The 23644-nt window shown below is 73.7% G+C and carries 17 protein-coding genes and 19 tRNA genes; 16 read left to right on the top strand and 20 right to left on the bottom strand.

Going from position 1 to position 23644, the window contains the following annotated elements; translation table 11 throughout:
* Window positions 1-29: 29 nt before the first annotated feature.
* Genes DPM19_RS04600 through DPM19_RS04585 form a run of 4 tightly spaced genes read left to right on the top strand, consistent with a single transcriptional unit; the run spans window position 30 to window position 4590 of the window.
* Window positions 30-863, top strand: coding sequence for a cyclase family protein (locus DPM19_RS04600; protein ID WP_111863902.1), 834 nt, complete (start codon window positions 30-32; stop codon window positions 861-863).
* Window positions 863-2302, top strand: coding sequence for an MmgE/PrpD family protein (locus tag DPM19_RS04595; protein WP_111863525.1), 1440 nt, complete (start codon window positions 863-865; stop codon window positions 2300-2302). Before DPM19_RS04600 ends, DPM19_RS04595 begins: the two co-directional genes overlap by 1 nt.
* Window positions 2295-3764 carry a dihydroorotase gene (locus DPM19_RS04590; protein ID WP_111863524.1) on the top strand — a complete coding sequence of 490 codons (1470 nt, stop codon included), beginning with the start codon at window positions 2295-2297 and terminating at the stop codon, window positions 3762-3764. The genes DPM19_RS04595 and DPM19_RS04590 overlap by 8 nt, the downstream gene beginning before the upstream one ends.
* Complete coding sequence (locus tag DPM19_RS04585; protein ID WP_111863523.1) at window positions 3751-4590, top strand: HpcH/HpaI aldolase/citrate lyase family protein; 840 nt, start codon at window positions 3751-3753, stop codon at window positions 4588-4590. The genes DPM19_RS04590 and DPM19_RS04585 overlap by 14 nt, the downstream gene beginning before the upstream one ends.
* A 44-nt stretch (window positions 4591-4634) precedes the next feature.
* On the opposite strand, the gene DPM19_RS04580 is transcribed toward DPM19_RS04585, so the two are convergent.
* The 19 genes from DPM19_RS04580 to DPM19_RS04495 form a co-directional block, all read right to left on the bottom strand.
* Window positions 4635-4708: transfer RNA gene (locus DPM19_RS04580), tRNA-Arg, on the bottom strand.
* A 6-nt stretch (window positions 4709-4714) separates the two neighbouring features.
* Window positions 4715-4794 (bottom strand) — tRNA-Tyr (locus DPM19_RS04575).
* Window position 4795: 1 nt separating this feature from the next.
* A tRNA-His gene (locus tag DPM19_RS04570) sits at window positions 4796-4870 on the bottom strand.
* Window positions 4871-4927: 57 nt separating this feature from the next.
* Window positions 4928-4999 (bottom strand) — tRNA-Val (locus DPM19_RS04565).
* 10 nt (window positions 5000-5009) lie between these two features.
* Window positions 5010-5082: transfer RNA gene (locus DPM19_RS04560), tRNA-Arg, on the bottom strand.
* Window positions 5083-5086: 4 nt separating this feature from the next.
* Window positions 5087-5158 (bottom strand) — tRNA-Asp (locus DPM19_RS04555).
* Between the two features lie 31 nt (window positions 5159-5189).
* Window positions 5190-5262: transfer RNA gene (locus DPM19_RS04550), tRNA-Asn, on the bottom strand.
* A gap of 13 nt (window positions 5263-5275) precedes the next feature.
* Window positions 5276-5354: transfer RNA gene (locus DPM19_RS04545), tRNA-Met, on the bottom strand.
* Between the two features lie 5 nt (window positions 5355-5359).
* Window positions 5360-5431: transfer RNA gene (locus tag DPM19_RS04540), tRNA-Glu, on the bottom strand.
* A gap of 11 nt (window positions 5432-5442) precedes the next feature.
* Window positions 5443-5518 (bottom strand) — tRNA-Glu (locus tag DPM19_RS04535).
* 30 nt (window positions 5519-5548) lie between these two features.
* Window positions 5549-5638 (bottom strand) — tRNA-Ser (locus DPM19_RS04530).
* 160 nt (window positions 5639-5798) lie between these two features.
* A tRNA-Leu gene (locus tag DPM19_RS04525) sits at window positions 5799-5872 on the bottom strand.
* 29 nt (window positions 5873-5901) lie between these two features.
* Window positions 5902-5973 (bottom strand) — tRNA-Gly (locus DPM19_RS35135).
* An 85-nt stretch (window positions 5974-6058) separates the two neighbouring features.
* Window positions 6059-6131, bottom strand: a tRNA-Gln gene (locus DPM19_RS04520).
* Window positions 6132-6136: 5 nt separating this feature from the next.
* Window positions 6137-6222, bottom strand: a tRNA-Leu gene (locus DPM19_RS04515).
* Between the two features lie 179 nt (window positions 6223-6401).
* A tRNA-Phe gene (locus DPM19_RS04510) sits at window positions 6402-6477 on the bottom strand.
* Between the two features lie 5 nt (window positions 6478-6482).
* Window positions 6483-6555 (bottom strand) — tRNA-Arg (locus DPM19_RS04505).
* A gap of 1 nt (window position 6556) precedes the next feature.
* A tRNA-Ala gene (locus DPM19_RS04500) sits at window positions 6557-6628 on the bottom strand.
* 154 nt (window positions 6629-6782) lie between these two features.
* A tRNA-Gly gene (locus tag DPM19_RS04495) sits at window positions 6783-6855 on the bottom strand.
* A gap of 545 nt (window positions 6856-7400) precedes the next feature.
* On the opposite strand from DPM19_RS04495, the gene DPM19_RS04490 reads away from it, so the two are divergent.
* The 3 genes from DPM19_RS04490 to DPM19_RS04480 are packed head-to-tail and all read left to right on the top strand — an operon-like array spanning window position 7401 to window position 10278.
* The gene (locus DPM19_RS04490; RefSeq protein ID WP_233509848.1) at window positions 7401-8882 is read left to right on the top strand and encodes a phytoene desaturase family protein; all 1482 of its coding nucleotides are present in this window, start codon (window positions 7401-7403) and stop codon (window positions 8880-8882) included.
* Window positions 8879-9658, top strand: coding sequence for a fatty acid desaturase family protein (locus tag DPM19_RS04485; RefSeq protein ID WP_111863521.1), 780 nt, complete (start codon window positions 8879-8881; stop codon window positions 9656-9658). Before DPM19_RS04490 ends, DPM19_RS04485 begins: the two co-directional genes overlap by 4 nt.
* A gap of 5 nt (window positions 9659-9663) precedes the next feature.
* Window positions 9664-10278 carry a TetR/AcrR family transcriptional regulator gene (locus DPM19_RS04480; protein ID WP_111863520.1) on the top strand — a complete coding sequence of 205 codons (615 nt, stop codon included), beginning with the start codon at window positions 9664-9666 and terminating at the stop codon, window positions 10276-10278.
* Window positions 10279-10282: 4 nt separating this feature from the next.
* Here the strand turns inward: DPM19_RS04480 and DPM19_RS04475 are convergent, their stop codons facing one another.
* Window positions 10283-10972, bottom strand: coding sequence for a sulfotransferase family protein (locus tag DPM19_RS04475; RefSeq protein WP_111863519.1), 690 nt, complete (start codon window positions 10970-10972; stop codon window positions 10283-10285).
* A gap of 159 nt (window positions 10973-11131) precedes the next feature.
* Here DPM19_RS04475 and DPM19_RS04470 point away from each other — a divergent pair, with 159 nt between their 5' ends.
* The 9 genes from DPM19_RS04470 (at window position 11132) to DPM19_RS04430 (ending at window position 23635) form a co-directional block, all read left to right on the top strand.
* Window positions 11132-12649, top strand: coding sequence for a class I adenylate-forming enzyme family protein (locus DPM19_RS04470; protein ID WP_111863518.1), 1518 nt, complete (start codon window positions 11132-11134; stop codon window positions 12647-12649).
* Window positions 12650-12721: 72 nt separating this feature from the next.
* Complete coding sequence (locus DPM19_RS04465) at window positions 12722-14287, top strand: NAD(P)-binding domain-containing protein (protein WP_199484850.1); 1566 nt, start codon at window positions 12722-12724, stop codon at window positions 14285-14287.
* Window positions 14287-15339 carry an alpha-hydroxy acid oxidase gene (locus DPM19_RS04460; protein WP_111863901.1) on the top strand — a complete coding sequence of 351 codons (1053 nt, stop codon included), beginning with the start codon at window positions 14287-14289 and terminating at the stop codon, window positions 15337-15339. The genes DPM19_RS04465 and DPM19_RS04460 overlap by 1 nt, the downstream gene beginning before the upstream one ends.
* Entirely contained in the window at window positions 15333-16682 is a 1350-nt protein-coding gene (locus tag DPM19_RS04455) for a cytochrome P450 (protein ID WP_111863517.1), read from the top strand. Before DPM19_RS04460 ends, DPM19_RS04455 begins: the two co-directional genes overlap by 7 nt.
* Complete coding sequence (locus tag DPM19_RS04450) at window positions 16670-18019, top strand: cation:proton antiporter (RefSeq protein WP_111863516.1); 1350 nt, start codon at window positions 16670-16672, stop codon at window positions 18017-18019. Before DPM19_RS04455 ends, DPM19_RS04450 begins: the two co-directional genes overlap by 13 nt.
* Before the next feature lie 105 nt (window positions 18020-18124).
* Window positions 18125-18814 (top strand): response regulator transcription factor, encoded by a 690-nt coding sequence (locus DPM19_RS04445; protein ID WP_233509847.1) that lies wholly within the window; start codon window positions 18125-18127, stop codon window positions 18812-18814.
* 10 nt (window positions 18815-18824) lie between these two features.
* The gene (locus DPM19_RS04440) at window positions 18825-20033 is read left to right on the top strand and encodes a sensor histidine kinase (RefSeq protein WP_111863515.1); all 1209 of its coding nucleotides are present in this window, start codon (window positions 18825-18827) and stop codon (window positions 20031-20033) included.
* 225 nt (window positions 20034-20258) lie between these two features.
* Complete coding sequence (locus DPM19_RS04435) at window positions 20259-22694, top strand: CaiB/BaiF CoA transferase family protein (RefSeq protein ID WP_111863514.1); 2436 nt, start codon at window positions 20259-20261, stop codon at window positions 22692-22694.
* A complete protein-coding gene (locus DPM19_RS04430; protein WP_158566695.1) occupies window positions 22691-23635 on the top strand; it encodes a LysR family transcriptional regulator in 945 nt (314 codons plus the stop codon). The genes DPM19_RS04435 and DPM19_RS04430 overlap by 4 nt, the downstream gene beginning before the upstream one ends.
* The last annotated feature ends 9 nt before the right edge of the window (window positions 23636-23644 follow it).

The following is a 23644-nucleotide window of genomic DNA, read 5'->3' as shown; positions in this document are numbered from 1 at the left end:
AACAGAGACGAGACGACGTGATCACTGACATGACTTCGACCGGCACCGACCCGCTGCTGGAGGTGCTGCGCGGCGGACTGACCGTGTACGACCTGGGGCGCCCCCTCTACATCGGGATGCCGCAGTCGCCCAACCACCCGGCCTTCTGGCACACCCTGCCCCGCAGGCACGGCGACCGGGTGCGTCCGGACGGCGGGTCGGCCGCCAACGACATGCTGGTCATGGGGACCCACGTCGGCACCCACATCGACGCCCTGGCGCACGTGTCCCACGACGGCCGGCTGTTCGGCGGCGCCGACGCCGAACAGGCCTGCCAGGACGGCCGCTACCCCGAGCACGGGGTGCACACCATCGAGCCGATGGTCCGCCGCGGCGTCCTGCTCGACGTGCCGCGGGCGCTCGGCGAGGAGCACTGCGCGGCCGGTTACGAGATCACCCCGGCGGACCTCGACCGGACCGTGCGGGCCCAGGGCACCCCGGTGGGCGCGGGCGACGTGGCCCTGATCCGCAGCGGCTGGGGCCGCCTCTTCGACGACCCGGACCGCACCCGCTACATCGGCCACGACTCCGGAGTGCCGGGCGTCGGCGAGGCCGGCGCGCGCTGGCTGGCCGACCGGGGCGTCCACGCCGCCGGCGCCGACACCATCGCCTTCGAGTGCCTGCCGGCGGGCCAGGGGCACGGCGTGCTGCCCGCGCACCGCGTCCTGCTGGTCGAGTCCGGGATCTACATCATCGAGACGCTCGCGCTGGAGGAGGTGGCCGCCGCCGGGGTGCACGAGTTCGCCTTCGTGCTGTCCCCGCTGCCGCTGCTCGGCGCGACCGGCTCGCCGGTCCGGCCGCTGGCCGTCGTCGGGCGAGCATGATGGCCGAGCCGACCCTCGGCGGTACCCTCGCCGAATTCGCCGCCGGCACCGGCTACGAGGCACTGCCCCCCGACGTCGTCGACAGCGTCCGCCAGCGGGTCCTGGACGTGCTGGGCCTGTGCGTGGCCGCGCACCGGCTGCCCACCAGCGAGGCCATCGTCGGGTACGTGCGCGACCAGGGCGGAGCGCCCCAGGCGCACGTCGTCGGCGGCGGCCCGGCCCGGGTGCCCGCCGCGCTGGCCGCACTCGCCAACGGCGTCCTGGCCCACTCGCTCGACTACGACGACACCCACCTGCCGTCGGTGCTGCACCCGAGCGCCTCGGTCGTGCCGGCGGCGCTGGCCGCGGCCGAACTGGCCGGCGCGGACGGGACGGAGACCGTCCGGGCCATCGCGGTCGGGCTGGAGGTCTGCGTCCGCATCGGCATGGCCGGATACGACGCCGAGGCGGGCAACTCGCTGTTCTTCGAGCACGGCCAGCACGCCACCTCGATCTGCGGCGCCCTCGGCGGCTCGGTCGCGGCCGGCCTGCTGCTGGGACTGGACGCGGCGGGCCTGCTGGACTGCCTGGGCGTCGCGGCGTCCATGGCGTCCGGGGTGATCGAGTCCAACCGGACCGGCGGCACCGTCAAGCGGCTGCACTGCGGCTGGGCCGCCCACTCCGCGGTGACCGCCGCCGACCTGGTGCGGCGCGGCTTCACCGGCCCGCCGACCGTGCTGGAGGGCCGCTTCGGGTTCTTCCAGGCGTTCCTGCACGGCCGGTCCTTCCCGGAAGAGATCACCCGCGGCCTCGGCACCGAATGGACCGTTCCGGGGATCTTCTTCAAGCCCTACCCGGCCAACCACTTCACGCACACCGCAGTGGACGCTGCGCGCGCCCTGCGCGAGCAGGGCCTGGACCCCGAACGGGTCGAGCGCCTCGTCCTGGGCGTCCCCGCCCCGGTGATCCGCACGATCGGGCAGCCGATCGAGGTCAAGCGGGCCCCGGAAACCGGATACCAGGCCCAGTTCAGCGGCCCGTACGCGGTGGCGACCGGCCTGCTGGGCGGCTCCGGGCTGGGCGCGGGCCTGGCCGACTACACCGACGAACTGGCCCGCGACCCGCGGCGCCGGGCACTGATGGCCAAGGTCGACGTGGTGCCCGACGACCGGGCCACCGAGATCTTCCCCGCCCAGTTCCCCGCCGTCCTGACCGCCGTGGACACCGACGGCCGCCGGTGGCGCCAGGAGGTGCTGACCAACCGCGGCGGACCCGACCGGCCCCTGACCGAGGAGGAACTGGGCCGCAAGTTCCGCGACAACACGGCGGGACGGTTGCCGGAAACGGTGGCCGCCAAGGTGGCCGAACAGGTGCGCGGGCTGACCGGGCTGGCGCACATGAGTGAACTGCTCCGCCCCCTGGCGGAGTTCGAAACCGGGACAGGAGACGGTCGTGAGTGAGTTCGATCTGGTCATCAAGAACGTGCGCGTCGTCGCCCACGACCGCGACGAACCCGTGCCCGGGGACATCGCCGTCCGCGCGGGCAAGATCGTCGAGGTGGCCCCCGGTCTCGACGTGACGGGCGTCCCCGAGGTCGTCGACGGCAGGGGCAGGCTGGCCTTCCCCGGCGTCGTCGACGCCCACCAGCACTGGGGCATCTACAACCCGCTGGCCGAGGACACCGCCACCGAGAGCCGGGCCGCCGCCCAGGGCGGCGTCACCTCCGCGCTCACCTACATGCGCACCGGCCGGTACTACCTGAACCAGGGCGGCGACTACGCCGACTTCTTTCCCGAGGTGCTGGCCCGGACGCAGGGCCGCGCACACGTCGACTACGCCTTCCACCTCGCCCCGATCTCCAAGCGGCACATCGAGGAGATCCCCGACCTGGTCGAGCGCTTCGGCGTCACCTCGTTCAAGGTCTTCATGTTCTACGGCGGCCACGGGCTGCACGGCCGGTCGGCCGACCAGAACGAGTTCCTGATGATCCCCGAGGACGAGCGCTACGACTACGCGCACTTCGAGTTCGTCATGCGCGGTGTGCAGGCCGCCCGGGAGAAGTTCCCCCACCTGGCCGAGGAGATCTCGCTGTCGCTGCACTGCGAGACCGCCGAGATCATGACGGCCTACACCAAGCTGGTGGAGGAGGCCGGGGACCTGACCGGACTGGCCGCCTACAGCGCCTCCCGCCCGCCGCACTCCGAGGGCCTGGCCGTCTCCATCGCCTCCTACCTGGCGCACGAGACCGGCCTGCCCACCATCAACCTGCTGCACCTGTCGTCCCGCAAGGCCGTGGACGCCGCGGTGCGCATGTCCCGGGCGTTCCCGCACATCGACTTCCGCCGGGAGGTCACCGTCGGCCACCTGCTCGCCGACATCGACACCGCGCACGGCATCGGCGGCAAGGTCAACCCGCCGCTGCGCCCGCGCGAGGACGTCGAGGCATTGTGGGAGTACGTGGCCGACGGCACCGTCGACTGGGTCGTCAGCGACCACGCCTGCTGCCGCGACGAGGCCAAGTTCGGCACGCCGCGCGACGACGTCTTCCTCGCCAAGTCAGGTTTCGGCGGCACCGAGTACCTACTGCCCGGCATGGTCACCGAAGGCCGCAAACGCGGCCTGTCCTACGGCCGCATCGCCGCGCTGACCTCCTACAACCCGGCCGTCCGGTACGGGCTGCGCGGCAAGGGGGCACTGGCCGCCGGCCACGACGCCGACATCGCCCTGCTCGACCCGGACCGGACCTGGACGGTCCGCGCGCAGGACTCCGAGTCCACCCAGGAGTACACCCCGTTCGAGGGCTTCGAACTCACCGCCAAGGTCACCGACACCTTCCTGCGGGGCTCCCGGATCCTGGCCGACGGCAAGGTCGTCGGCGAGCCGTCCGGCCGTTACCTGGCCCGCCCCTATGCCCGGGACTGACCCGGTCAGGTCCGCGCTGTACGTGCCCGGCGACCAGCCGGAGAAGCTGGCCAAGGCCGCCGGGCGCGGCGCGGACTCGCTGATCGTGGACCTGGAGGACGCCGTCCCGCAGGCCGCCAAGGGCCGCGCCCGCGACGTCGTCGCCGACTGGCTCGACGGGACGCCTGCCGGCGGGCAGATCTGGATCCGGATCAACCCGGGGGACGCCGGGCTGGCCGACGTGGCGGCCGTCGCGCACCCCGCGGTCACCGGGATCTGCGTGGCCAAGGCCGAGAGCACCGCGTGGCTGGCGGAACTCGACGCGGCCCTGGCCCGGCTGCCGGACATCGCCCTCTGCCCGATCCTGGAGAGCGGCGCGGCCATCCTGGCCGCCCCGCACCTGGCCCGCGGCTCCCGGGTGGTACGGCTCCAGCTCGGCGAGGCCGACCTGCGGGCCGACCTGGGCATCGAACCCGGCCCGGACGAGCGGGAACTGCTGTGGGTCAGGTCCCAGGTCGTCCTGGCCTCGGCCGCCGCCGGCCTCGGCCCCCCGCTCGGCCCGGTCAGCACGGTCTTCGACGACCCCGACGCCCTGCGCGCGTCCACCCGGGCCCTGCGCCGGCTGGGCTTCCACGGCCGCGCCTGCATCCACCCGGCACAGCTGCCGGTCGTCCACGAGGTCTTCACCCCCTCCGCCGACGAGCTGGCCCGCGCCCGCGCCCTGATCGCCCGCTTCGAGGCCGCCGCCACCGGCGTCGTCCTGGACGACCGCGGCCGCATGGTGGACGAGGCCGTGATCCGCCAGGCCCGCCGCATCCTGTCCACCGCCCGCCGGGCCGGACACTGAGTCCCGTGCGGCGGGGGAGCGCTCCACAGTGGAGAACACCAGGGCACCCTCGGCGGGAGTCGAACCCGCACCTCCCGGCTTCGAAGGCCGGCGCCCTGTCCGGTTGGGCCACGAGGGCGACGCGTGCGCGAGGCAGGAGTCGAACCTGCACGTCCGAGGAGTCCGATCTACAGTCGGGTGGGCCCACCGGTGCCCAGCTCGCGCCTGGGGTGAACGAAGGGACTCGAACCCATTCCTTCCGGGATCACAACCCGGCGTGCCGCCCTTACACCACGCTCACCATGGTCCCGGGAGTGTCGAGGACGTCCCGCCGCCCCCGGGCGCGGGCGGGACGTCGTTGGCCGGGCAGGGATCGAACCCGCGACCCGCTGTGCGTGAAACAGCCGCTCTACCGCTGAGCTACCGGCCACTGACCTGCGTACCCCCGGCCGGAGTCGAACCGGCGATCTCCCGCTTCGGAGACGGGCGCTCTGTCCACTGAGCCACGGAGGTCCAGCGCTCGCGACGGGAGTCGAACCCGCACCTCTCGCCCTGACAAGGCGATGCCCTACCGTTGAGCTACACGAGCCTGCGGCGCCCGACGGGGTCGGGGCCGATCGCTCCGGTGGCAGGACTCGAACCTGCACGGTACGGGTTAACAGCCCGCTGCCCTACCGATTGGGCGACACCGGATCGGTGGTGAACGTGGTGGCGCAGGCCGGATTCGAACCGGCGATTTCGGGCTTATGAGGCCCGCGGGGACGACCGAACTCCCCTACTGCGCTCCGAGCAGCCCCGGCGGGACTCGAACCCGCTCCCCGAGGGTGAAAACCTCGGAACCTAACCCATAATCGACGGGGCCCGGCAAAGTAGTAGCCCGTACCGGATTCGAACCGGTGCCCTCCCGGATGAGAACCGGGCGTCCTCGGCCTGACTAGACCAACGGGCCGTGCGCGCGGCATGCCGCGCATTGCTGTTCTGGCGGAAGGTGAGGGATTCGAACCCCCGCAGGTGTGACCCTGGCCTCCGTTTTCGAGACGGGCGCGATACCGGACTCCGCCAACCTTCCCTGCGTTTTCCCTTCGTTTTCCCCTTCGTGCGCTTTCCGGGACCCCGCCGGGTTCCGGTGCGAGCAAGCGGAAGGCCAGGGATTCGAACCCTGCCGCGGCGGTGTGCCGCGTACGCCGCTTCCAACGGCGCTCCTCGACCGACCGGACGCCTTCCCTGCGTACCGTCCCAGGGATTCGAACCCTGAACCTCCCGGTTCTAAGCCGGGCACCTCTACCAATTGGGCCAGGACGGCTCATCCCGGAATCGGGGATTCCGGGCCAGAGTGGGTGGCGGGAGTCGAACCCGCCCTACCGCCGTGGCATGGCGGCGTGCGGCCGTGAACACTTCACCCACACAGAGCCCCTCCCCGGTGTCGCGCCGGGCGCCCCGCCCCTACCAAAGGCGGGTGAACACTGGTCCGAAGGGCTGGAGAACTGCGCTGCTGGGGCAGGATTCGAACCTGCGCCGACCTGATTCAGAGTCAGGTGTCCTACCGGTTAGACCACCCAGCATCGAGTGCGGGAAGCGGGATTCGAACCCGCACGGGCCAGGGGCCCACCGGGGTTTGAGCCCGGGTCGTCTACCACGTTCCGGCATTCCCGCGTGTTACCGGTGGCCGGAGGCCACTGGTCGTACCGCCCCGGGGCCTCGAACCCCGCCACGCCAGATTAAGAGTCTGGTGCCCGTCCTGCCGGGCGCGAGCGGTGAGAGCAACCGGCGGGTACCGCCCCCGCTATTCCGCGTTGGAAGCGCGGCGTGTATCTGTCAACACTTCGGTCACCTGGTGGCTCCCCAGGGAATCGAACCCCGAACCCCCCGGGCTTCGACCGGGTGCTCTGCCGGTTGAGCTAAAGAGCCATGCGTGCCTCCACCAGGGGTCGAACCTGGAACCTCCCGCTTCGTAGGCGGGCGCTCTGTCCATTGAGCTACAGAGGCGTGGACCAACCGGGATTCGAACCCGGAACTTCTGCTTGCAAGGCAGACATGATGCCGTTGTCACCATCGGCCCGTGAATGGCCTGTCGCGGGCGCCCCATGGCACGAGGGCGTGATCCCACAGGCGCTACCGGACATGGGCCGGCAGGTCTGGTGTTCTCCACTGTGGAGTTGTCAAGATGAACCGTTCGGTTCGTTTTTCATGGCCGCCACCGGGGTGGGGCATCGCATGGGTGGCAGGACTCGAACCTGCTTCTCACCGGATTTGGAAGCCGGTCGCCTAACCGTTTGGCTCACCCACAAGAAAGGAGAAGGCCGCCTCGGGTCTCCCCTGAGGCGGCCTCTGGTGCGGACCTGGCCAGGCCCTATCCAGAGGCACCTTCGGAGAAGGCTTCGCCGCGCTGCAAATGGCGCATCCCGGAGCGCCACGCTGAGTACTCGTTGAGATTCTTCACGCCCGCGCTCCCTTCGGTCTTCTGCCGTTCGCCGTATCGGCGGTATATGAAGAGAGTAAGGGGGATCGTCCGGTAAGCCAACAGGTTTTTCCGCTGTATCGGAAAAAGCGTCCGGGGTGATCCGCAGATCTGCCGCGACCTGCGCTTTCGTCGTCCGTCCCGTAGGCGCGCCGCGCCCCGTCCCGGCCACGGGGGACGCCGCGGGCACCAGGTCGGGACACCTCATCGCCGGGTTCCGCCTCCGGCCGCGCCGCGGAGCGTGACCGGTCGCGTCCCGCGCGTGCCGGATCGCCGGCCGGTATTGACAGGAGGGCGGTGCGCATGGAGAACTGAACACATGTTCAGAACAACTGTTCAAGATCAGGCGGAGCGGAGAAGCGCGCGGTTCCCGGTGTCCTGCGAGGTGGCCGTGCTCGGTGGCGGGCTCGCGGGGATGGCGACGGCGGCCCGGTTGCAGGCGGCGGGCCTGTCCACGGTGGTGATCGAGGCGCACGGCCATGTGGGCGGGTGCGCCGGGTACTACCGGCGGCGGGGCTTCTCCTTCGACGTGGGCGCGACGACGATGGTCGACTTCGAGCCCGGCGGGGTCGGCGCCGAGCTGCTGGAGAGCATCGGCATGGATCCGGTACCGGGGGAAGCGCTGCCCGGGTACCTGGGGTGGCTGCCCGACCGCAAGGTCACCCTCCACCGCGACACCCCGGCCTGGCACCGTGAGCGGTTGCGCATGCTGGGCGACACCGCCGCGCACCGGGCGTTCTGGGCGCGGCTGGACCGGCTCGCCCAGGTGTTCTGGGCCGCCAGCCGGGCCGGGGTGCGGCTGCCGCTGCGGCGGCCCGCGGACGCCGTGCACAACCTGCGGGCGCTCGGGCCGCGCAACCTCCCGCTCGCCCGGCACATGAACACCACCCTCGGGGACGCCCTGGCCCGGCACGGCCTGCGCGCGGAGGCGCCGCTGGTGGGCCTGCTGTCGATGCTGGTGGAGGACACCGTGCACAGCACGGTCGACCGGGCTCCGCTGATCAACGCCGCCCTGGGGGTGACCATCCGCGGCGCCGGGCTCACCCGCGCCCACGGCGGCATGCGGGGATTCTGGCGGCGCTTCACCGCCCACTACCGGGCGCTGGGCGGGCAGCTGCGGGTGGGCTGCCGGGCCGACCGGGTGAGCGGCCGGGCCGGGGCCTTCACGGTGCACACCCGGCGCGGCACGGTCCACGCCACGCAGGTGGTGAGCGCGCTTCCGGCGGACACGACCGCCCGGGTCTGCCCGGCCCTGACGGACCGGCTGCGCCCCTTCCTGGACCGGGACGCGCGGGACCTGGGCGGCGCGATCGTCGTCTTCCTCGGCGTGCCCGAGGACGAGGTCGCCGGCCAGGAGTTCACCCACCACCAGCTGCTGCAGGACTACCGGCGGCCGCTGGGCGACGGCAACAACATGTTCGTCTCGGTCTCCGCCCCGGGCGACGCCGACAGCGCGCCGCCGGACCACCGGGCCGTCATGATCTCCACGCACACCCGGCTCGCCGACTGGGCGGGGCTGCCGGACGCCGACTACGAGGTCCGCAAGCGGGAGATCGGCGAGCGGCTCGTCCGGCTGGCCCGCCGCGTCCACCCCGAGCTCGGCGCGCGGGCGCGGGTCAGGGAGGTCGGTACCCCGCGCTCCTACGAGCGGTTCGCGTTCCGGCCGGGCGGTGCCGTCGGCGGCGCGCACCAGTGGCCGGGCAACGCCAACCAGAACGCGATCCCGCACGCGCTGGGCGTCCCGGGCCTGTGGCTGGTGGGCGACTCGACCTGGCCGGGGCTGGGCACCGTCGCCTGCGCGATGGGCAGCCGGATCGTGGCCGGCGAGGTGCTGCGCGCGGCGCGGCGCCGATGATCCCCAAGCTGGCCGACCTCGGCCCCGACCTGCTGGTCACCACCCGCCGGCGGCGGGCGCTCACGCTGTCCCTGCCGTACGCGGGCGTGGCCCTGTTCGCCCTGGCCGCGGCGGCGGGCTGGTGGTGGCTCACCCCGCCGATCGCGTTCGGGATCTTCGTCGCGGTGGTGACGGCGACGCACGACGTGGTCCACCGCTCCCTGGGCCTGGGCCGGGCGGCGACGGAGTGGGCGCTCTTCCTGCTGGGCGCGGTGCTGCTGGAGAGCGGGCACGCCTACCGCGCCACCCACCTGCAGCACCACCGGACGTTCCCGAGCGAGGACGACCCCGAGGGGCGCCCGGCCGACCTGAGCGCCCTGGGCGCCGTCCTGTACGGCCCGGTCTTCCTCGTCCGGCTGTGGTGGTGGGCGTACCGCAGGGCAGCCGGCCGGCAGCGGGTGTGGCTGCTCGCGGAGGCGGCGGTGCCCGTGCTGGCGGTCGGTGCGGGCGCCCTGTGGTGGCGGGGGCTGCTGGTGTACGCGGTGATGATGATCGTGGGCAGCTGGGTCTACCCGCTGCTGACCGTCCACCTGCCGCACCGCGACTACGGGGACACCCCGCTCACCCAGACCCGGACCCTGCGGGGGAGGGTCGTCCCCGCCGTCTTCCTGGAGCTGACCTATCATCTGGAGCACCACCTCTACCCCCAGGTGCCCAGCCACAATCTGGCGCGGCTGGCACGACGGCTCGACCCGTTCCTGGCCGAGGCGGGTGTACGTCCCTGGAAGGTGATCTGACGCCGATGGCCCGCCGCGCGGAAGCCAGGGAACGCCTGCTGGAGGCGGCGGTCCGGACGCTGGCGACCGAGGGCTACCGCGGGACGACCGCCCGGTCGATCGCCCGGGTCGGCGGCTTCGCCCCGGGTGTCATCTACTACCACTTCGAGGATCTGGAAGACCTCCTGCTGGCGGCGCTGCGGCACACCACCCGGTTGCGGATGGCCGCCTACGAGGAGGAGCTGGGTTCCTGCGACAGCGCCGCCGAACTACTGGCCCGGCTGCGGGAACTGTACGCCGAGGACATGCGGGGCCACGGGCACGTCGCCGCGGTCCAGGAACTCGTCGCCGCCGCGCCGGCCGCGCCCCGGTTGCGCGCGGAACTGCTCGCGCACGTCGACCGCTGGGTCGACTTCGCCGCGACCGTGGCCCGGCGCGTGGTCGCGGACACCACCCTGGAGGACGTGCTCCCGGCCCGGGAGGTCGGCTTCCTCATGGTCTCGATGTTCCTCGGCGTGCAGACCCTGGCCCACCTCCAGGACGACGGCTCGAACGTCGAGGCGCTGTTCGACGTGGCCGAACCGGCGGCGCTGCTGTGGGACGCCTTCGCCGGCCGGTCCGGCCCCGATCCCGGCGAGTGACCGGTCAGCGCCCGCGGACGATCAGGCGGAACAGCCGGCGGGGGCGCTTGCGCCGGAACGCCGCCCGCTCGTTGACCTGGGGGAAGGGCGCGTCCGGAACGGGGATGCCGAGAAAGCCGCACAGCGGTTCCCAGCCCTCCCGAACGTCGAAGACCAGCAGCCGGTCGGGCGGGATCGCGGCCTCCACCTCGGCGATGTGCTGCTCGAAGACCTTGAGGACGTGCGCCCGGTCGTCGATGCGGCCGTCGAAGACCCGGTCCGTGACGGTGGCCTTGGTCATCTGCGGGAAGAGGGCGAAGTCCGGTGACCGGCGCGCCACCAGCCACCGGATCACCCGGCGGCGGGGCGACAGCGGGCGCCGTTCCGCCAGGGCGCTGGCGAAGATGGTCTCGCTGACGCTGTCGTACCACCGCTGCGGGTCGCGGACGGTGAGCACGACCTTGGCGTCGGGGTAGTGGTCGGCCAGTTCCCGCCAGTAGGAGGCGGCGGGCCAGTCCACGGCGGCCTGGTATCCGGCGAACACCTCGTCCCAGTTCCGGGCGCGGTCCTCCCCGATGTCGAGCCACTGGCGGACCCGGTACGGCTGCTGGATGACCTCGTACATGTGGTAGCAGGGGGTGTAGCCCAGCAGTTCCAGCGCCGCCTTCAGCGACGCCGTCCCCGTCCGGCCGAAACCTGCGCCGATCACCTTCATCCCGTGCTCCTTCCGCATGTGCCGGGCGGAGCGCTCTGATCCGCCTCTGATCTGCGTTGCTTAGTTTCGCGGGGGAGGACAGCGCACATGCAGTGGGCGAAAAGCCGGTCGTATGACGATATGCCCACTTGACCGGAACGCAAGACCGAGGAGCCAGCGATGCACGATCCCGCCGAGCCGCCTTTTCCGCATGCCCTCTTCCAGGCACTGCGGCAGGCACCCGGCAGCCCGGTCTTCGAACAGGGGACCCGGATCGTCACCCGGGGCGAGCTGCTGGAGACCGTCCGGCGGCTGGCGGGCGCGCTGCGTGACGCCGGGCTGGGCCCCGGCCGGGGCATCGCCATCCGCACCGCCGTCTCACCCGAGGCGTTCGCCGCCCACATGGCCGCGCACGCGCTGGGCTGCCGGGTGGTGGGCGTCCGGCCCGGGTACACCGCCGGGCAACTCGCCCACGTGCTCGGCCCGCGGATCGACGCCGTCCTCGTCGACGCCCAGGCCGTCACCCCGGAACTGCTCCGGGCCGCCGGGCCGGCCACGGTGCTGCCCCTCGACGAACTGCTGGCCCGGCCCGACGGCGGCCGGCCCCTCACCGTCGCGGCCCGCCCGGACGACGTGGCCGCGCTGACCTTCACCAGCGGCAGCACCGGCCGGCCCAAGGGCTGCGCGATCACCTACCGCGCGCTCGGCGCGCACTGGTCGTGGCAGCCCCACGCGTGGTCCCCGGTCGCGGCCGAACTCGCCGCGGGCTTCGAGCGCTACCTGCTGTTCGGCACCCTGGCCAGCATGGTGGTCATGGAGTTCCTGGCGCTGTGCCTGCTGGGCGGCGGCACCGCGGTGATCCCCGAGGAGGACGGGCGGCCGCTGTTCCCGTACGGGATCGAGCGCCACGGGATCACCGGCTCCATCGTGACCGTGCCCCGGCTGTGCCAGATGCTCGACCTGCTCCGGGACGAACCGGCCGACGTCGGCCGGCTGCGCGCGCTGATGGTCTCCGGATCGCCGATCAGCCCGCACCGGCTGGCGGAGGCGGCCGGCCGGCTCGGCCCCGTGGTCTACCAGGGGTACGGGCAGACCGAGGCCGGCTCGATCTCGATGCTCACCCCCGCCGACATCGCCGGGTGCCCGCCGCGGGTCCTGGCCTCGGTCGGCCGCCCGCACCCCGGCGTGGAGATCGGCGTCCGGGACGAGACGGGCCGCGCGGTCCCGCCCGGGGAGACCGGCGAGATCCACGTGCGCAGCCCGTACCTGATGGCGGGCTACTGGGACGACCCGGCGGAGACCCGCGACACCCTGCGGGACGGCTGGCTGCGCACCCGCGACCTCGGCCGCCTGGACGAGGCGGGGTTCCTGCATCTGGTCGGCCGCACCCGCGACGTGATCATGGTGAATGCGATGGTGGTGTACGCCGGCCCGATCGAGCGGGCGCTGGCCGGCCACCCCGACGTCGCCGAGGCGTACGTGGCCGGGGCGCCGGACGAGCGGACCGGGGAGGCCGTCCACGCGTTCGTCGTGCTGGCCGCCGGCCGGACCCCGGACCGCGCCGCGCTGGCCGCGCTGGTCCGCGCCGAACTCGGCGCCGACAGCGTGCCGCAGACGATCACCGTGGTGCCTGGCGTCCCGGTCGCCGCCAGCGGGAAACCCGACAAGCGCGCGCTGCTGGCCCGGCACGGCCTCTGATCGTTCTCTGAGATTCCGCGCGAATACTGGCGCTCGTCCGTACCGAATCGCATCGCCGTAACGGAGGTGGCCGTGCCGGACGACGTCCTGGACTACCTGGTGATCGGCGCGGGTCCCGCGGGCCTGCAGCTGGGACACTTCCTGGAGCAGACGGGCCGCAGGTACCTGATCCTGGAGGCGGGCCCCGCCCCGGGCGCGTTCTTCCGTACCTTCCCGCGCCACCGCAAGCTCATCTCGATCAACAAGAAGCACACCGGATGGGACGACCCGGAGCTCAACCTCCGGATGGACTGGAACTCGCTGCTGTCGGACGACCCCGACCTGCTGTTCACCCGTTACAGCGACCGGTACTTCCCCGGCGCCGACGACATGGTCCGCTACCTGGCCGACTTCGCCGCCGCCCGCGACCTGCGGATCGCCTACGACACCCGGGTCGCCCGGGTCGAGCGCGGCCCGGCGGGCGACTTCCGGGCGACCGACGGGCAGGGCCGGACCCATGCGGCCCGGCGGCTGGTCGTCGCGACCGGGGTGAGCCTGCCGAACGTCCCGCCGATCCCGGGCATCGAGACCGCCGAGGTCTACAACACCGCCTCCACCGACCCGGCCGACTACCTGAACCAGCGGGTGCTGATCATCGGCCGGGGGAACTCGGCCTTCGAGACGGCCGACAACCTGGTCGAGACGGCCGCGGTCATCCACGTCGCCGGGCCCAACTCCCTCAAGATGGCGTGGCGGACCCACTACGTCGGGCACCTGCGCGCGGTCAACAACAACCTGCTCGACACCTACCAGCTCAAGTCCCAGAACGCGCTGCTGGACGGCGACGTCAAGCGCGTCGAGCGGCGGGACGACGGCTCGTACCTGGTGACGGTGAGCTTCGCCCGCGCCGACGAGGTCACCAAGGACATCCCCTACGACAAGGTGATCGTCTGCACCGGCTTCCGGTTCGACGCCTCGATCTTCGCCGCGGAGTGCCGCCCGGACCTGGTGATCGGGGACCGGTTCCCGGCACTCACCCCCGGCTACGAGTCGGTCAACGTCCCGGGCCTGTACTTCGCCGGGACGCTGACCCAGTCCCGTGACTTCAAGCGCGGCACCAGCGGGTTCATCCACGGCTTCCGGTACGGCGTCCGGGCGCTGCACCGCCTGCTGGAGGTGCGGCACCACGGCGAGCGGTGGCCCGGCCGCGACCTCACCGCAGACCCGGGGGCGCTGGCGGAGGCGGTGCTCGACCGGGTCAACCGCTCCTCGGCGCTGTGGCAGCAGTTCGGCCTGCTGGGCGACGTCGTCGTCCTCGACGGCCGGGGTGGGGCCCGCTACCTGGAGGAGTTGCCGGTCGACCTGGAGGGGCCGCCGATCGGCTCCGCCGGCCACTTCACGATCACCCTGGAGTACGGGCCCGAGCACGACCAGGTGGACCCCTTCGACGTGTCGGTCGGCCGGATCCGGCAGAGCGACGCCGCGCGCGCGGCCGAGGGCCACTACCTGCACCCCGTGGTGCGGCACCACCGGCCCGGCCTGCCCCCGGCCGTGCATCACGTCACCGAGAACCTGGAGAACGAGTGGACCTCACGGGAGGTTCACTTCGAGCCGCTGTGGGCCTTCTTCGCCCGGCAGACCGCCGCGGCCCCGGTGTGATGGGCGTCCGCGCGCCGGAGACCCTGCACGAGTTCGAGGCCGTGGCCCGCGGGCGGCTCGACCCCGCGCACTACGGCTATTTCGCCGGCGGCGCCGGCGACGAGGTCACGTTGCGGGCCAACGAGGCCGCGTTCGGGCGGCTGGCGCTGGTGCCGCGGGTGCTGCGGGGCGCTGGGCGGCCGCGGACCGGCGTGACCCTGCCCGGCGGGCGTGCGGCGATGCCGGTGCTGGTGGCGCCGACCGCGTTCCACCGGCTCGCCGACCCCGAGGGCGAGCGCGCCACGGCGCGGGCGGCGGCCGCCACCGGAACGATCATGATCGTGAGCATGGCCGCGACGGTCGCCGTCGAGGAGGTGGCCGCGGTGGCGCCCGGGGCCACCCTGTGGTTCCAGCTCTACGTCCAGCCGGACATGGCCTTCACCGAGGCGGTCGTGCGGCGCGCCGAGGCGGCCGGCTGCACGGCCCTGGTCGTCACGGTGGACTCGCCGGCCCGGGGGCTGCGGGAGCGGGAGCGGCACAGCGGCTTCCACGACCTGCCCGCGGGGCTGTGCTGCGAGAACCTGCGCGACGGCGGGCGGGTGCGGCCGATCGTCATGTCGCCGGAGATCTCCTGGGAGCACATCGGCCTGCTCCGGGAGATCACCGCGCTCCCCATCGTCCTCAAGGGGATTCTGCACCCCGCGGACGCGCGGCTCGCGCTCGACCACGGCGCCGCGGCGCTGCTGGTCTCCAACCACGGCGGCCGGCAGCTCGACGCGGTCCCCGCCACGATCGACGTGCTGCCGGAGATCGTCACCGCCGTCGGGGGAGCCGTCCCGGTGCTGCTGGACGGGGGGATCCGGTGCGGCACCGACGTCCTGAAGGCGCTGGCGCTGGGCGCCGCGGCGGTCGCGGTCGGCCGGCCGGTGGTCTGGGGCCTGGCCGCCGGCGGCGAGCGGGGCGCGGCCCGGGTGCTGGAACTGCTCCGTACCGAGGTCGAGCACGCCCTCACCCTGTGCGGCTGCGCGTCCGTGCGCGACCTGGAGCCGAGCATGGTGCGGCGGTCATGCTGATCGCGGCGGTGGTGGCGGTCGCGTTCGTCGCGAGCCTGCCGTGGTGGCTGCCCGGCCGGGTGGTGGCGCTGCGGGTACGTGTCTTCGCCCGGATCAACGGGGACGAGGGCATCCCCGTACCCGGCGACCTGGTCGGCGTCGAGCGGTTCCGGGAGGTTTACTCCCACCCTGCGGCCGGCGGCCGGAGCCGGGGCGCGGCCCTGTCGGACCTGTTCTGGTACTGGCTGTCGCCCGGCCCCGAGGTGCACCAGGAGCACCTGGAGGCGGGGGAGCGCTACGAGGCGGTCGCCCGGGCCACCCGCGGCCTGCTCGCCGTCCCGCGCGCCGAGGCCGAGGAGCTCACCCGCCGGTGCGTCGCCCGGGCGCTGCGGGACGCCCCGCGGCGGGTCCGGCTGCGCGACCTGATGATGCCGGTCTGGGCCGAGTTCTACTACGAGCTGGTCTTCGGCGAGCCGTGCCCGCGGGCGGCGCGCGACCTGATCGTCGGCAACGCCGCCGACGTCGTCACCGCGCTCAAGGGCTGCGGGCTGCGGCACATGGACCGGCGCCACCGGCTGACCCGGTACCTGGCCGGGGAACTGCCCCGGGTGCGGCGCCCGCTGCCGGCGGGGCTGTCGGAACAGGAGTGCGCGCTGTACCTGCAGGGCACCTTCTTCAACACCGCGGTCGTCCAGATGGCGGAGGCCACCGCCCACCTGCTGCTGGCCCTCGCCCGGCATCCGGACGTGCAGGACCGGGCGCGCACGGGCGACCCGGCCTACCTCGACCAGGTGATCGCGGAGACGCTGCGGCGCTACCCCCTGTTCGGCGTCGCGCACCGCGTCACCACCGGCGACATCGACCTCGACGAGCGCACGACGATCCCGGCCGGCTCGGTGCTGTGCTTCAACTACCCCGAGTTCCACCGGGCGGGTTTCGCCGACCCCGACCGGTTCGACCCCGACCGGTGGGCGGCGGGGCCGGCGGCCCGGGAGGCCAACCACATCCCGTTCGGCGTCGCCGCCAACCGGCCCTGCCCCGCCTGGCGGCTGGCGCCGATCACCCTGCGGGCCGCGGCGCGGGAGGTGCTGCGCGGGCACGTCCTGCGCTCGTCCGCCGCGCACACCCGGTCCCTGCCCAGCCGGGGGCCGTGCCTGCTCCTCCCGCGGGACGCCCCCGGGCGGCCGGGACCGGCGCTGCTGCGGATGCGGCTGCGGGACCGCTGGGAGGACGTCTGGCGCGGTCTCGTGCAACTGGTGCTCGGCACCTACATGGTCTGGGACGCGCGCCGGCTGCGGCCGTGCGAGCGCCATTTCGCGACCACCCCAGGAGATCGGCCGGAAGGAGCGGGATGCCCGCGCTGACCCAGGTCGCCGCCCCCGGCGACCCCAACCTCGAACTGGTCCTCAAGGTGCTGCCGGCCCTGGTCGTCATCCTGGTGGCCGCGGCGATCTGCGGCCGGCTGGCGCTCATGGTGATGCAGCCGCGCGTCCTCGGCGAGATGGTCGCCGGCGTGCTGCTCGGCCCGACGCTGTTCGGCGCGCTGTTCCCCGACGCCCAGGCGGCCGTGTTCCCGGGCGAGGTCAGGCCGATCCTGTACGTGCTGAGCACCATCGGGCTGACGCTGTACATGTTCCTGGTGGGCGCCGGGCTGGACCACGGAGCGCGGGTGCCGGGGGAGGGGCGCCGGGCGGCGACGCTGGCGGTCTCGGGGGTCGTCCCGTCGCTGCTGCTGGGCGCCGGCGCGGGCGCGGCCCTGTGGGGGGTGCTCTCGCGGCCCGACGTCGGCCGCTGGCAGTTCGCCTTCTTCGTCGGGGGCGCGCTGTCGCTGACCGCGTTCCCCATGCTGGCCCGGATCCTGTACGAGCGGGGGCTGGAGAACTCCCCCCTCGGCCGGCTCTCCCTGGTGGCGGCGTCCATCGACGACGCCGCGGCGTGGTGCCTGCTGGCCGTGCTGTCGGCGGTGCACCTGGGCTCGGGCCTGGAGGGGGCGCTGCGCACCATCGTGCTGGCGGCGCTGTTCGCGGTGGTGATGCTGCTGCTGGTCACCCGGCTGCTGCGGCCGCTGGGCAGGGACTTCGCGCGGACCGGGGAGCTCGGCCCCACCGCCATGTACGTCGTCGTCCTGGTGCCGCTCACAGCGGGCTGGATCACCGACTGGATCGGCATCTACGCGGTCTTCGGCGGGTTCGTCGCCGGGCTGGCCATGCCCCGCGACCCGGCGTTCCGCCAGGCGCTGCACAGCCGCATGATGAGCGTCGTCTCGACGTTGCTGCTGCCGGTCTTCTTCACCTTCTCCGGGCTGAACACCGACCTGGGCGGCATCACCGGCGGCTCTCTGCTGCTGGCGCTCCTGGTGATCATGGCCGCGGGGTTCGCCGGGAAGTACTTCGGCTGCGCGCTGTCGATGCGGGCCCTGGGGTTCGGGTGGCGCGAGGCGTACGCGGTGGGCGCGCTGATGAACGCGCGCGGGCTGATGATTCTCATCTTCATTAACATCGGCCTGGCCCAGGGGATGATCACGCAGGAGCTGTTCGCCATTCTGGTGCTGGTGGCCGTCGTCACCACCGCCAGCGCCATGCCGCTCTACCGGCTGGCACTGCCGGAACGGTACGAGCGTGACCAGGCGTCCCAGCCTGCCACCGACGTGCCCCCGAGCGAACCGCCCGACCGCGCCGGGGCGATCCAGGGAGCTAGTTGAAAGCTAAATGACGTGCTGATCGCGGGATCGGTTCAAAGAAATTGGAAATTGTCCACAATTGTCCGCACTATGGCGATTATCCGGTGGTGCTGCCACCGTTATCCCGTGGCCGCGACATTGCGATCAGCCGACCGGCCCTCCCTCCGGCTGCTGATCATCGAGGACGACCGCGAGCTCGGGCGGATGCTGACCGACCTGTTCGCCGAGCAGGGATACACCGTCGACCTCGCGCTGGAAGGACAGCGCGGACTGCATCTGGGACTGACCCGCGGCTACGACGTGATGATCATCGACCGCGGCCTGCCGGTGATCGACGGGCTCGACCTGCTCCGGCGGCTGCGCCGGCGGGCCGTCACCGCGCCGGTGCTCGTGCTCACCGCCTACGGCTCGGTCGCCGACCGGGTCACGGGCCTCGACGCGGGCGCCGAGGACTACCTGGTCAAACCGTTCGAGATCGACGAACTGCTGGCCCGGGTGCGGGCGCTGCACCGCAGGAACCTGGACCAGGCACGGCTGCTGCCGCTCGGCGCGGGCTGGTTCGACCCCGGCTCCCAGGTGGTGCGGCTGCCCACCGGCGAGCAGGTGACGCTGTCGGGACGGGAGTGCCTGCTGCTGCGCGCGCTGGCGACCCGCCCGCGCCAGGTGCACACCCGCGCCGCGCTGCGCCGGCAGGTCTTCGACGGCGCCCGGACGGAGGCGATCGTGGACACCTACGTGTACTACCTGCGGACCAAGCTGGGGACGGGCGTCGTGCGCACCGTGCGGGGCGTGGGGTACCGCCTGGGCGAGCTGTGAGGGCGCTGCCGTGCCCGACCCCCTCGACCGGGACCGGAGGCTGCTGACCCGGACCCGCCGGCTGATCACCGTCCAGGTGGCGGGCGCGATCTCCGCGGTGCTCGCGCTGGCCGGAGCGCTGGTCTACGGCGTCACCGTCAGCGGCCAGGAGGCCGCCGCCCGGCACGAACTGGCCCACGCCGCGCGCCGCGCCTCGGTCGCCCACCCGCCGCCGTGCACCTGGCTGTTCGAACTGCGCGGCGGCGCCGTGCAAGGCTCTCCCGGCGCCCCGGCGGCGTTACCGGTGCGCACGGTGCTGGACCGGGTCGCCGCCGACCGCGCGCCACGGACCATCCGGGTCGAGGCGGCGGGACACGCCTATCTCGTCCGCACCCAGCCGCGCGGCGACGCGGTGGTCCAGGTCGCGATGGACCTGCACCACCAGGCCGCGGAGCGGCGCCGGCTGCTGCGCGCGCTCGCCGTCGCGGAGGTCGCCGGCCTGCTGGCCGCGCTGCTGGTCGGCCAGGTCCTCGCCCGGCGGGCGATCGCGCCGCTGGGCGAGGCGCTGGCCCGCCGGCGGCGGTTCGCGGCCGACGTCAGCCACGAGCTGCGCGCCCCGCTGGCCCGGCTGCACACCCGGGCGCAACTCGTCGCCCGCCGGTTGCACCGGGGAGCCGCCCCGGCCTTCGTCGCCGCCGAGATGGACCGGCTGGTCACCGGCACCCGGCAACTCGGCGAGGTGGTCGAGGACCTGCTGCTGGCGGCCCAGTCCGGGCGGCCGCACGGGCCGTTCGGCCCGGTCGACCTCGCCGCCCTGGCCGAGGAGGCGGTGGCCGCCGAGGCGGCCCGCGCCCGGGAGCGCGGGGTGACGGTCGAGGTGCGCCGGGACCCCGGCGACCATGTCGTCCGCGGCGCGGAAACCGCGCTCCGCCGGGTGATCTCCGCCCTGCTGGACAACGCGCTGACGCACACCGCCGCGGGCGGTCGCATCCGGCTGACCCTGTCGGCGAGCCCGCCCCGGACGACACAGCTCACCGTCCGCGACGACGGCACCGGGTTCGACCCGCGGGACGCCGAACGGCTCTTCACCCGATCCGTCAGCGGGCACCGCGGGTCCGGCCTCGGCCTCGCCCTCGCCCGCGAGGTCGTGGACGCCCACGGCGGCACGATCACCGCCGACGGCCGCCCAGGCGTCGGCGCGACGTTCACCGTCCGCCTCCCGGTTCTGGAGAATCGTTAGCGCGCCGGCCGCGGCATTCCGGAAATCGCCGCATCCGCGGCCGGAGCGGCCGGGAATATGCGGGGCGTTCGATCGGGTTCCCGAGCCGGTTTTTCCGGTCGTGTTGCGGGTGCGGACATGTGCGTCGTTGCGCTATCGGACATATGCAAGCGATCGCTTTCATGCCACCCTTCGCTGCACGGGGCGGGCCACCGGCGCGTCCGCGACCCGGGTGAGGAGAGCGCCATGACCGCAGCCGGTTCCGGCCTTCCGCTGGCCGGTCTCCGCGTCGTCGACATGGCGGACGGCGGGGCGGAGACCTGCGGCCGTTACCTGGCCGACCTCGGGGCGGACGTCATCCGGGTCGAGCCGCCGGGCGGAGCCCCGTCGCGCCGCCGGCAGCCCCGCCACGGCGGGGTGAGCCTCCACTTCGCCACCCGCAACGCCAACAAGCGCGGGGTCGCGGTGGACCTCGGCGAGCCGTCCGGCCGGGACCGGCTGCGGGACCTGGTGGACGCGGCCGACATCTTCATCGAGACCGAACGCCCCGGGCGGCTCGACCGGCTGGGCCTCGGCGCGCCCGCCCTGCTGGCCCGCCGGCCGGAACTCGTCGTCGTGTCGATCACCGACTTCGGGCAGACCGGCCCCTACCGCGACTGGGCGGCCACCGACTGGACGCACCTGGCGATGGGCGGGGTACTGGCCCGCTCGGGAATCCCGGGCCGGCCGCCGCTGCTGCCGCCCGGATCGCTGGCCTACGAGGCCGCCGGCGTCCAGGCGGCCTGGGCCGCCCTGCTCGCCTACGCCGGCCGGCTGGACACCGGCGGGGGCGACCACGTCGACTGCTCGGTGCACGAGATGACCGTCCAGGCTCTCGACCCGGGCTTCGGGATCGGCGGCTCGGCGACCGGCGGCATGACGGCGTCGCAGCTGCCGCGGGGGCGCCCGCGGCCCGGGCTGCTCTACCCGATCTTCCCGTGCGCCGACGGGCACGTGCGGATCTGCCTGCTGTCCAGGCGCCAGTGGCGGGGCATGTTCACCTGGCTCGGCGAGCCCGCGGAGTTCGCCGGCCCCGAGTTCGACACGCTGCGCGCGCGCTACAAGGCCGCCCGGCGGCTGTACCCGCTGATCGGAGCGCTGTTCGAGCATCGGAACAGGGAGGAGCTCGTCGCCCGGGGGCAGCGGCTCGGCGTGCCGATCGCGGCGCTGCTGACGCCGGGGGAGGTGCTGGCGAGCGACCACTTCCTGGCCCGCGGCGGGCTGGTGGACGCCGAGGTGGCGCCGGGCCTGCACGGCAGGGTCCCCGCCGGCTACGTGGAGGTGAACGGGATCCGGGCGGGCTTCCGGTACCGGGCACCGCAGGTCGGCGAGCACGACGGCGCTGGCTTCGGTGCTGGCTTCGCGCCGGACGCGCGCCCCGGCGCCGCACCGGCGGCACCGGCCGGGCCCCGGCGTCCCCTGGCGGGGCTGCGGGTCCTCGACCTGGGCGTGATCGTGGTCGGCGCGGAGCTGGGCCGGCTCTTCGCCGACCAGGGCGCCGAGGTGATCAAGATCGAGAACCGGGCCCATCCGGACGGCAGCCGCCAGTCCGCCACCGGCGCGGAACTCACCCCTTCCTTCGTCTGGGGCCACCGCAACAAGCTGAGCTGCGGGATCGACCTGCGCTCGGCCGCCGGTGCGGAGGTGTTCCGCCGGCTGGTGGCCGAATCCGACGTCGTGCTGTCCAACTTCAAGCCGGGGACGCTGGAGTCCCTCGGGCTCGGCCCGGAGGCGCTCCGGCGGATCAACCCGCGGCTGGTCGTGGCCGACAGCAGCGCCCTGGGCGCGACCGGCCCGTGGAGCCGCCAGATGGGGTACGGCCCGCTCGTCCGGGCCGTCGCCGGGCTGACCGGCCTGTGGCGGGACCCCGAGGTCCCCGACGGCGAGGACGGTTTCTGCGACGGCATCACGGTCTACCCCGACCACGTCGCCGCCCGGGTGGGCGCCACGGCGGTGCTGGCCGTCCTCATCGCCCGGCGCCGCACCGGCGCGGGCGGCACGGTGAGCGTGTCGCAGGCCGAGACCATCCTCGTCCAGCTGGCGGAGTCGTTCCTGCGCGAGTCACTGGAACCCGGCTCGTTCCGGCCGCGGGGGAACGCCGGCGAGTGGGACGCCCCGCAGGGCGTCTACCCGTGCGCGGGCGACGACGAGTGGTGCGTGGTGACCGTCCGGGACGACGCGGACTGGCGGCGGCTGTGCTCCGCCATCGAACGCCCCGACCTGCGCGACGACCCCCGCCTGGCCACCTCCGCCGGCCGGGTGGCCCACCGGGAGCTGATCGACGCCGCGGTGGGCGGCTGGACGGCCGCGCACCCGCCGCGCGCGGCGGCGGCCCACCTGCAGTCGGCCGGGGTACCGGCCGGGATGATGCAGCGGATCACCGAGTACGCCGCGGACCCGCACCTGGCGGCGCGGCGCTTCTTCCGCGAACTGCACCAGCCGCAGTTCGACGCGCCCCTGCCCACCGAGAACGGCCCGGCGACCTTCCGGGACGTCGCCGACCCCGAGCTGCGCCCGGCGCCGCTGGCCGGCGAACACACCCGGGAGGTCTGCACGAAGGTCCTCGGCATGCCGGCGGCGGAGATCGACGCGCTCGTCGTCGCGGGCGCGCTGGAGGAGCCGCCCGCCCCTGCCCGGCCGTGATCGCCGAAGGTACGCTGGGCCCGGTGGAGATCCAGCAACTGCGGTACTTCGTGACGGTCGCGGAGGAACTCCACTTCGGGCGGGCGGCCGAGCGCCTGCATCTCACGCCCTCGCCGCTCAGCCGCCGGATCCGCGACCTGGAGAAGGAGCTGGGGCACGACCTGTTCGACCGCGGCCACCGCCGGGTGGAGCTCACCGGCTTCGGTCGGCGGTTCCTGCCCCCGGCCCGGGACGTCCTGGAGCGGTTCGACGCGCTGGCGCGGCTGGCCCCCGGCGACGGGCCGCCGGAGCCGCCCGCGCCCCGGATCGGCGCCACACCGCTGGCTCCGCCGCAGGTGCTGGACCTGGTCCTGGAGACGTACCGGCAGGAGCGTCCCGGTGCCGAGCCGCCGGTCACCCTGGAGCCGTCGGCCGCGCTGCTGAAGCTGCTGGCCGCCGGGCGGCTCGACCTGGCCGTGGTGCACCTGCCGGTCGAGGACCCGCGGCTGCACTCCCTGCCGCTGGCGCGGTACCGGCTCGGCGTCGCCCTGCGCGGCGACGACGACCTCGCCCGGCTCCCGGCGGTCAAGGTCGCCGACCTGGCCGACCGGACGGTGCTGCTGACGTCCGCCAAGGTCCAGCCGCAGGCGATGGGGGAGTTCCGCCGGCGGCTGGTCGAGGCCGGGCTGCGCCGGGTGCGCGAGCTGCCGCACAGCGACATCGTGCGGCTGGCGGTGCACGTGGGGCGGTCGCGGGACATCGCGGTGATCTCGATGAACTCCCTGACGCGCCGGGTCTTCGCCGGCGCCCGCATCACCCTGCTCCCGCTGGACGAGCCGGACCTGCAACTGCGGCTCGGCGTTGCCTGGCCCGCCGGCGCCGGCGGCCCCGCCGCGGAGGTCGTCGCGGGGATCGTCACGGCGCTGCGGGCCCGTCGAGACGAGCCGCTGATGATCGTTTGAGCCTGGCAT

The organism is Actinomadura craniellae, from assembly GCF_003289645.1.
Lineage (GTDB): Bacteria > Actinomycetota > Actinomycetes > Streptosporangiales > Streptosporangiaceae > Actinomadura_D > Actinomadura_D craniellae.
This window is presented reverse-complemented; position numbering and strand designations above follow the sequence as displayed.

What these genes read in the sequence shown, in the direction of transcription:
- DPM19_RS04450 (WP_111863516.1), top strand. Translation starts at nt 16,670, where the DNA reads ATGCCCGCGCTGACCCAGGTCGCCGCCCCCGGCGACCCCAACCTCGAA.
- DPM19_RS04480 (WP_111863520.1), top strand. Translation starts at nt 9,664, where the DNA reads ATGGCCCGCCGCGCGGAAGCCAGGGAACGCCTGCTGGAGGCGGCGGTC.
- DPM19_RS04485 (WP_111863521.1), top strand. Translation starts at nt 8,879, where the DNA reads ATGATCCCCAAGCTGGCCGACCTCGGCCCCGACCTGCTGGTCACCACC.
- DPM19_RS04595 (WP_111863525.1), top strand. Translation starts at nt 863, where the DNA reads ATGGCCGAGCCGACCCTCGGCGGTACCCTCGCCGAATTCGCCGCCGGC.
- DPM19_RS04435 (WP_111863514.1), top strand. Translation starts at nt 20,259, where the DNA reads ATGACCGCAGCCGGTTCCGGCCTTCCGCTGGCCGGTCTCCGCGTCGTC.
- DPM19_RS04585 (WP_111863523.1), top strand. Translation starts at nt 3,751, where the DNA reads ATGCCCGGGACTGACCCGGTCAGGTCCGCGCTGTACGTGCCCGGCGAC.
- DPM19_RS04600 (WP_111863902.1), top strand. Translation starts at nt 30, where the DNA reads ATGACTTCGACCGGCACCGACCCGCTGCTGGAGGTGCTGCGCGGCGGA.
- DPM19_RS04470 (WP_111863518.1), top strand. Translation starts at nt 11,132, where the DNA reads ATGCACGATCCCGCCGAGCCGCCTTTTCCGCATGCCCTCTTCCAGGCA.
- DPM19_RS04455 (WP_111863517.1), top strand. Translation starts at nt 15,333, where the DNA reads ATGCTGATCGCGGCGGTGGTGGCGGTCGCGTTCGTCGCGAGCCTGCCG.
- DPM19_RS04475 (WP_111863519.1), bottom strand. Translation starts at nt 10,972, where the DNA reads ATGAAGGTGATCGGCGCAGGTTTCGGCCGGACGGGGACGGCGTCGCTG.
- DPM19_RS04460 (WP_111863901.1), top strand. Translation starts at nt 14,287, where the DNA reads ATGGGCGTCCGCGCGCCGGAGACCCTGCACGAGTTCGAGGCCGTGGCC.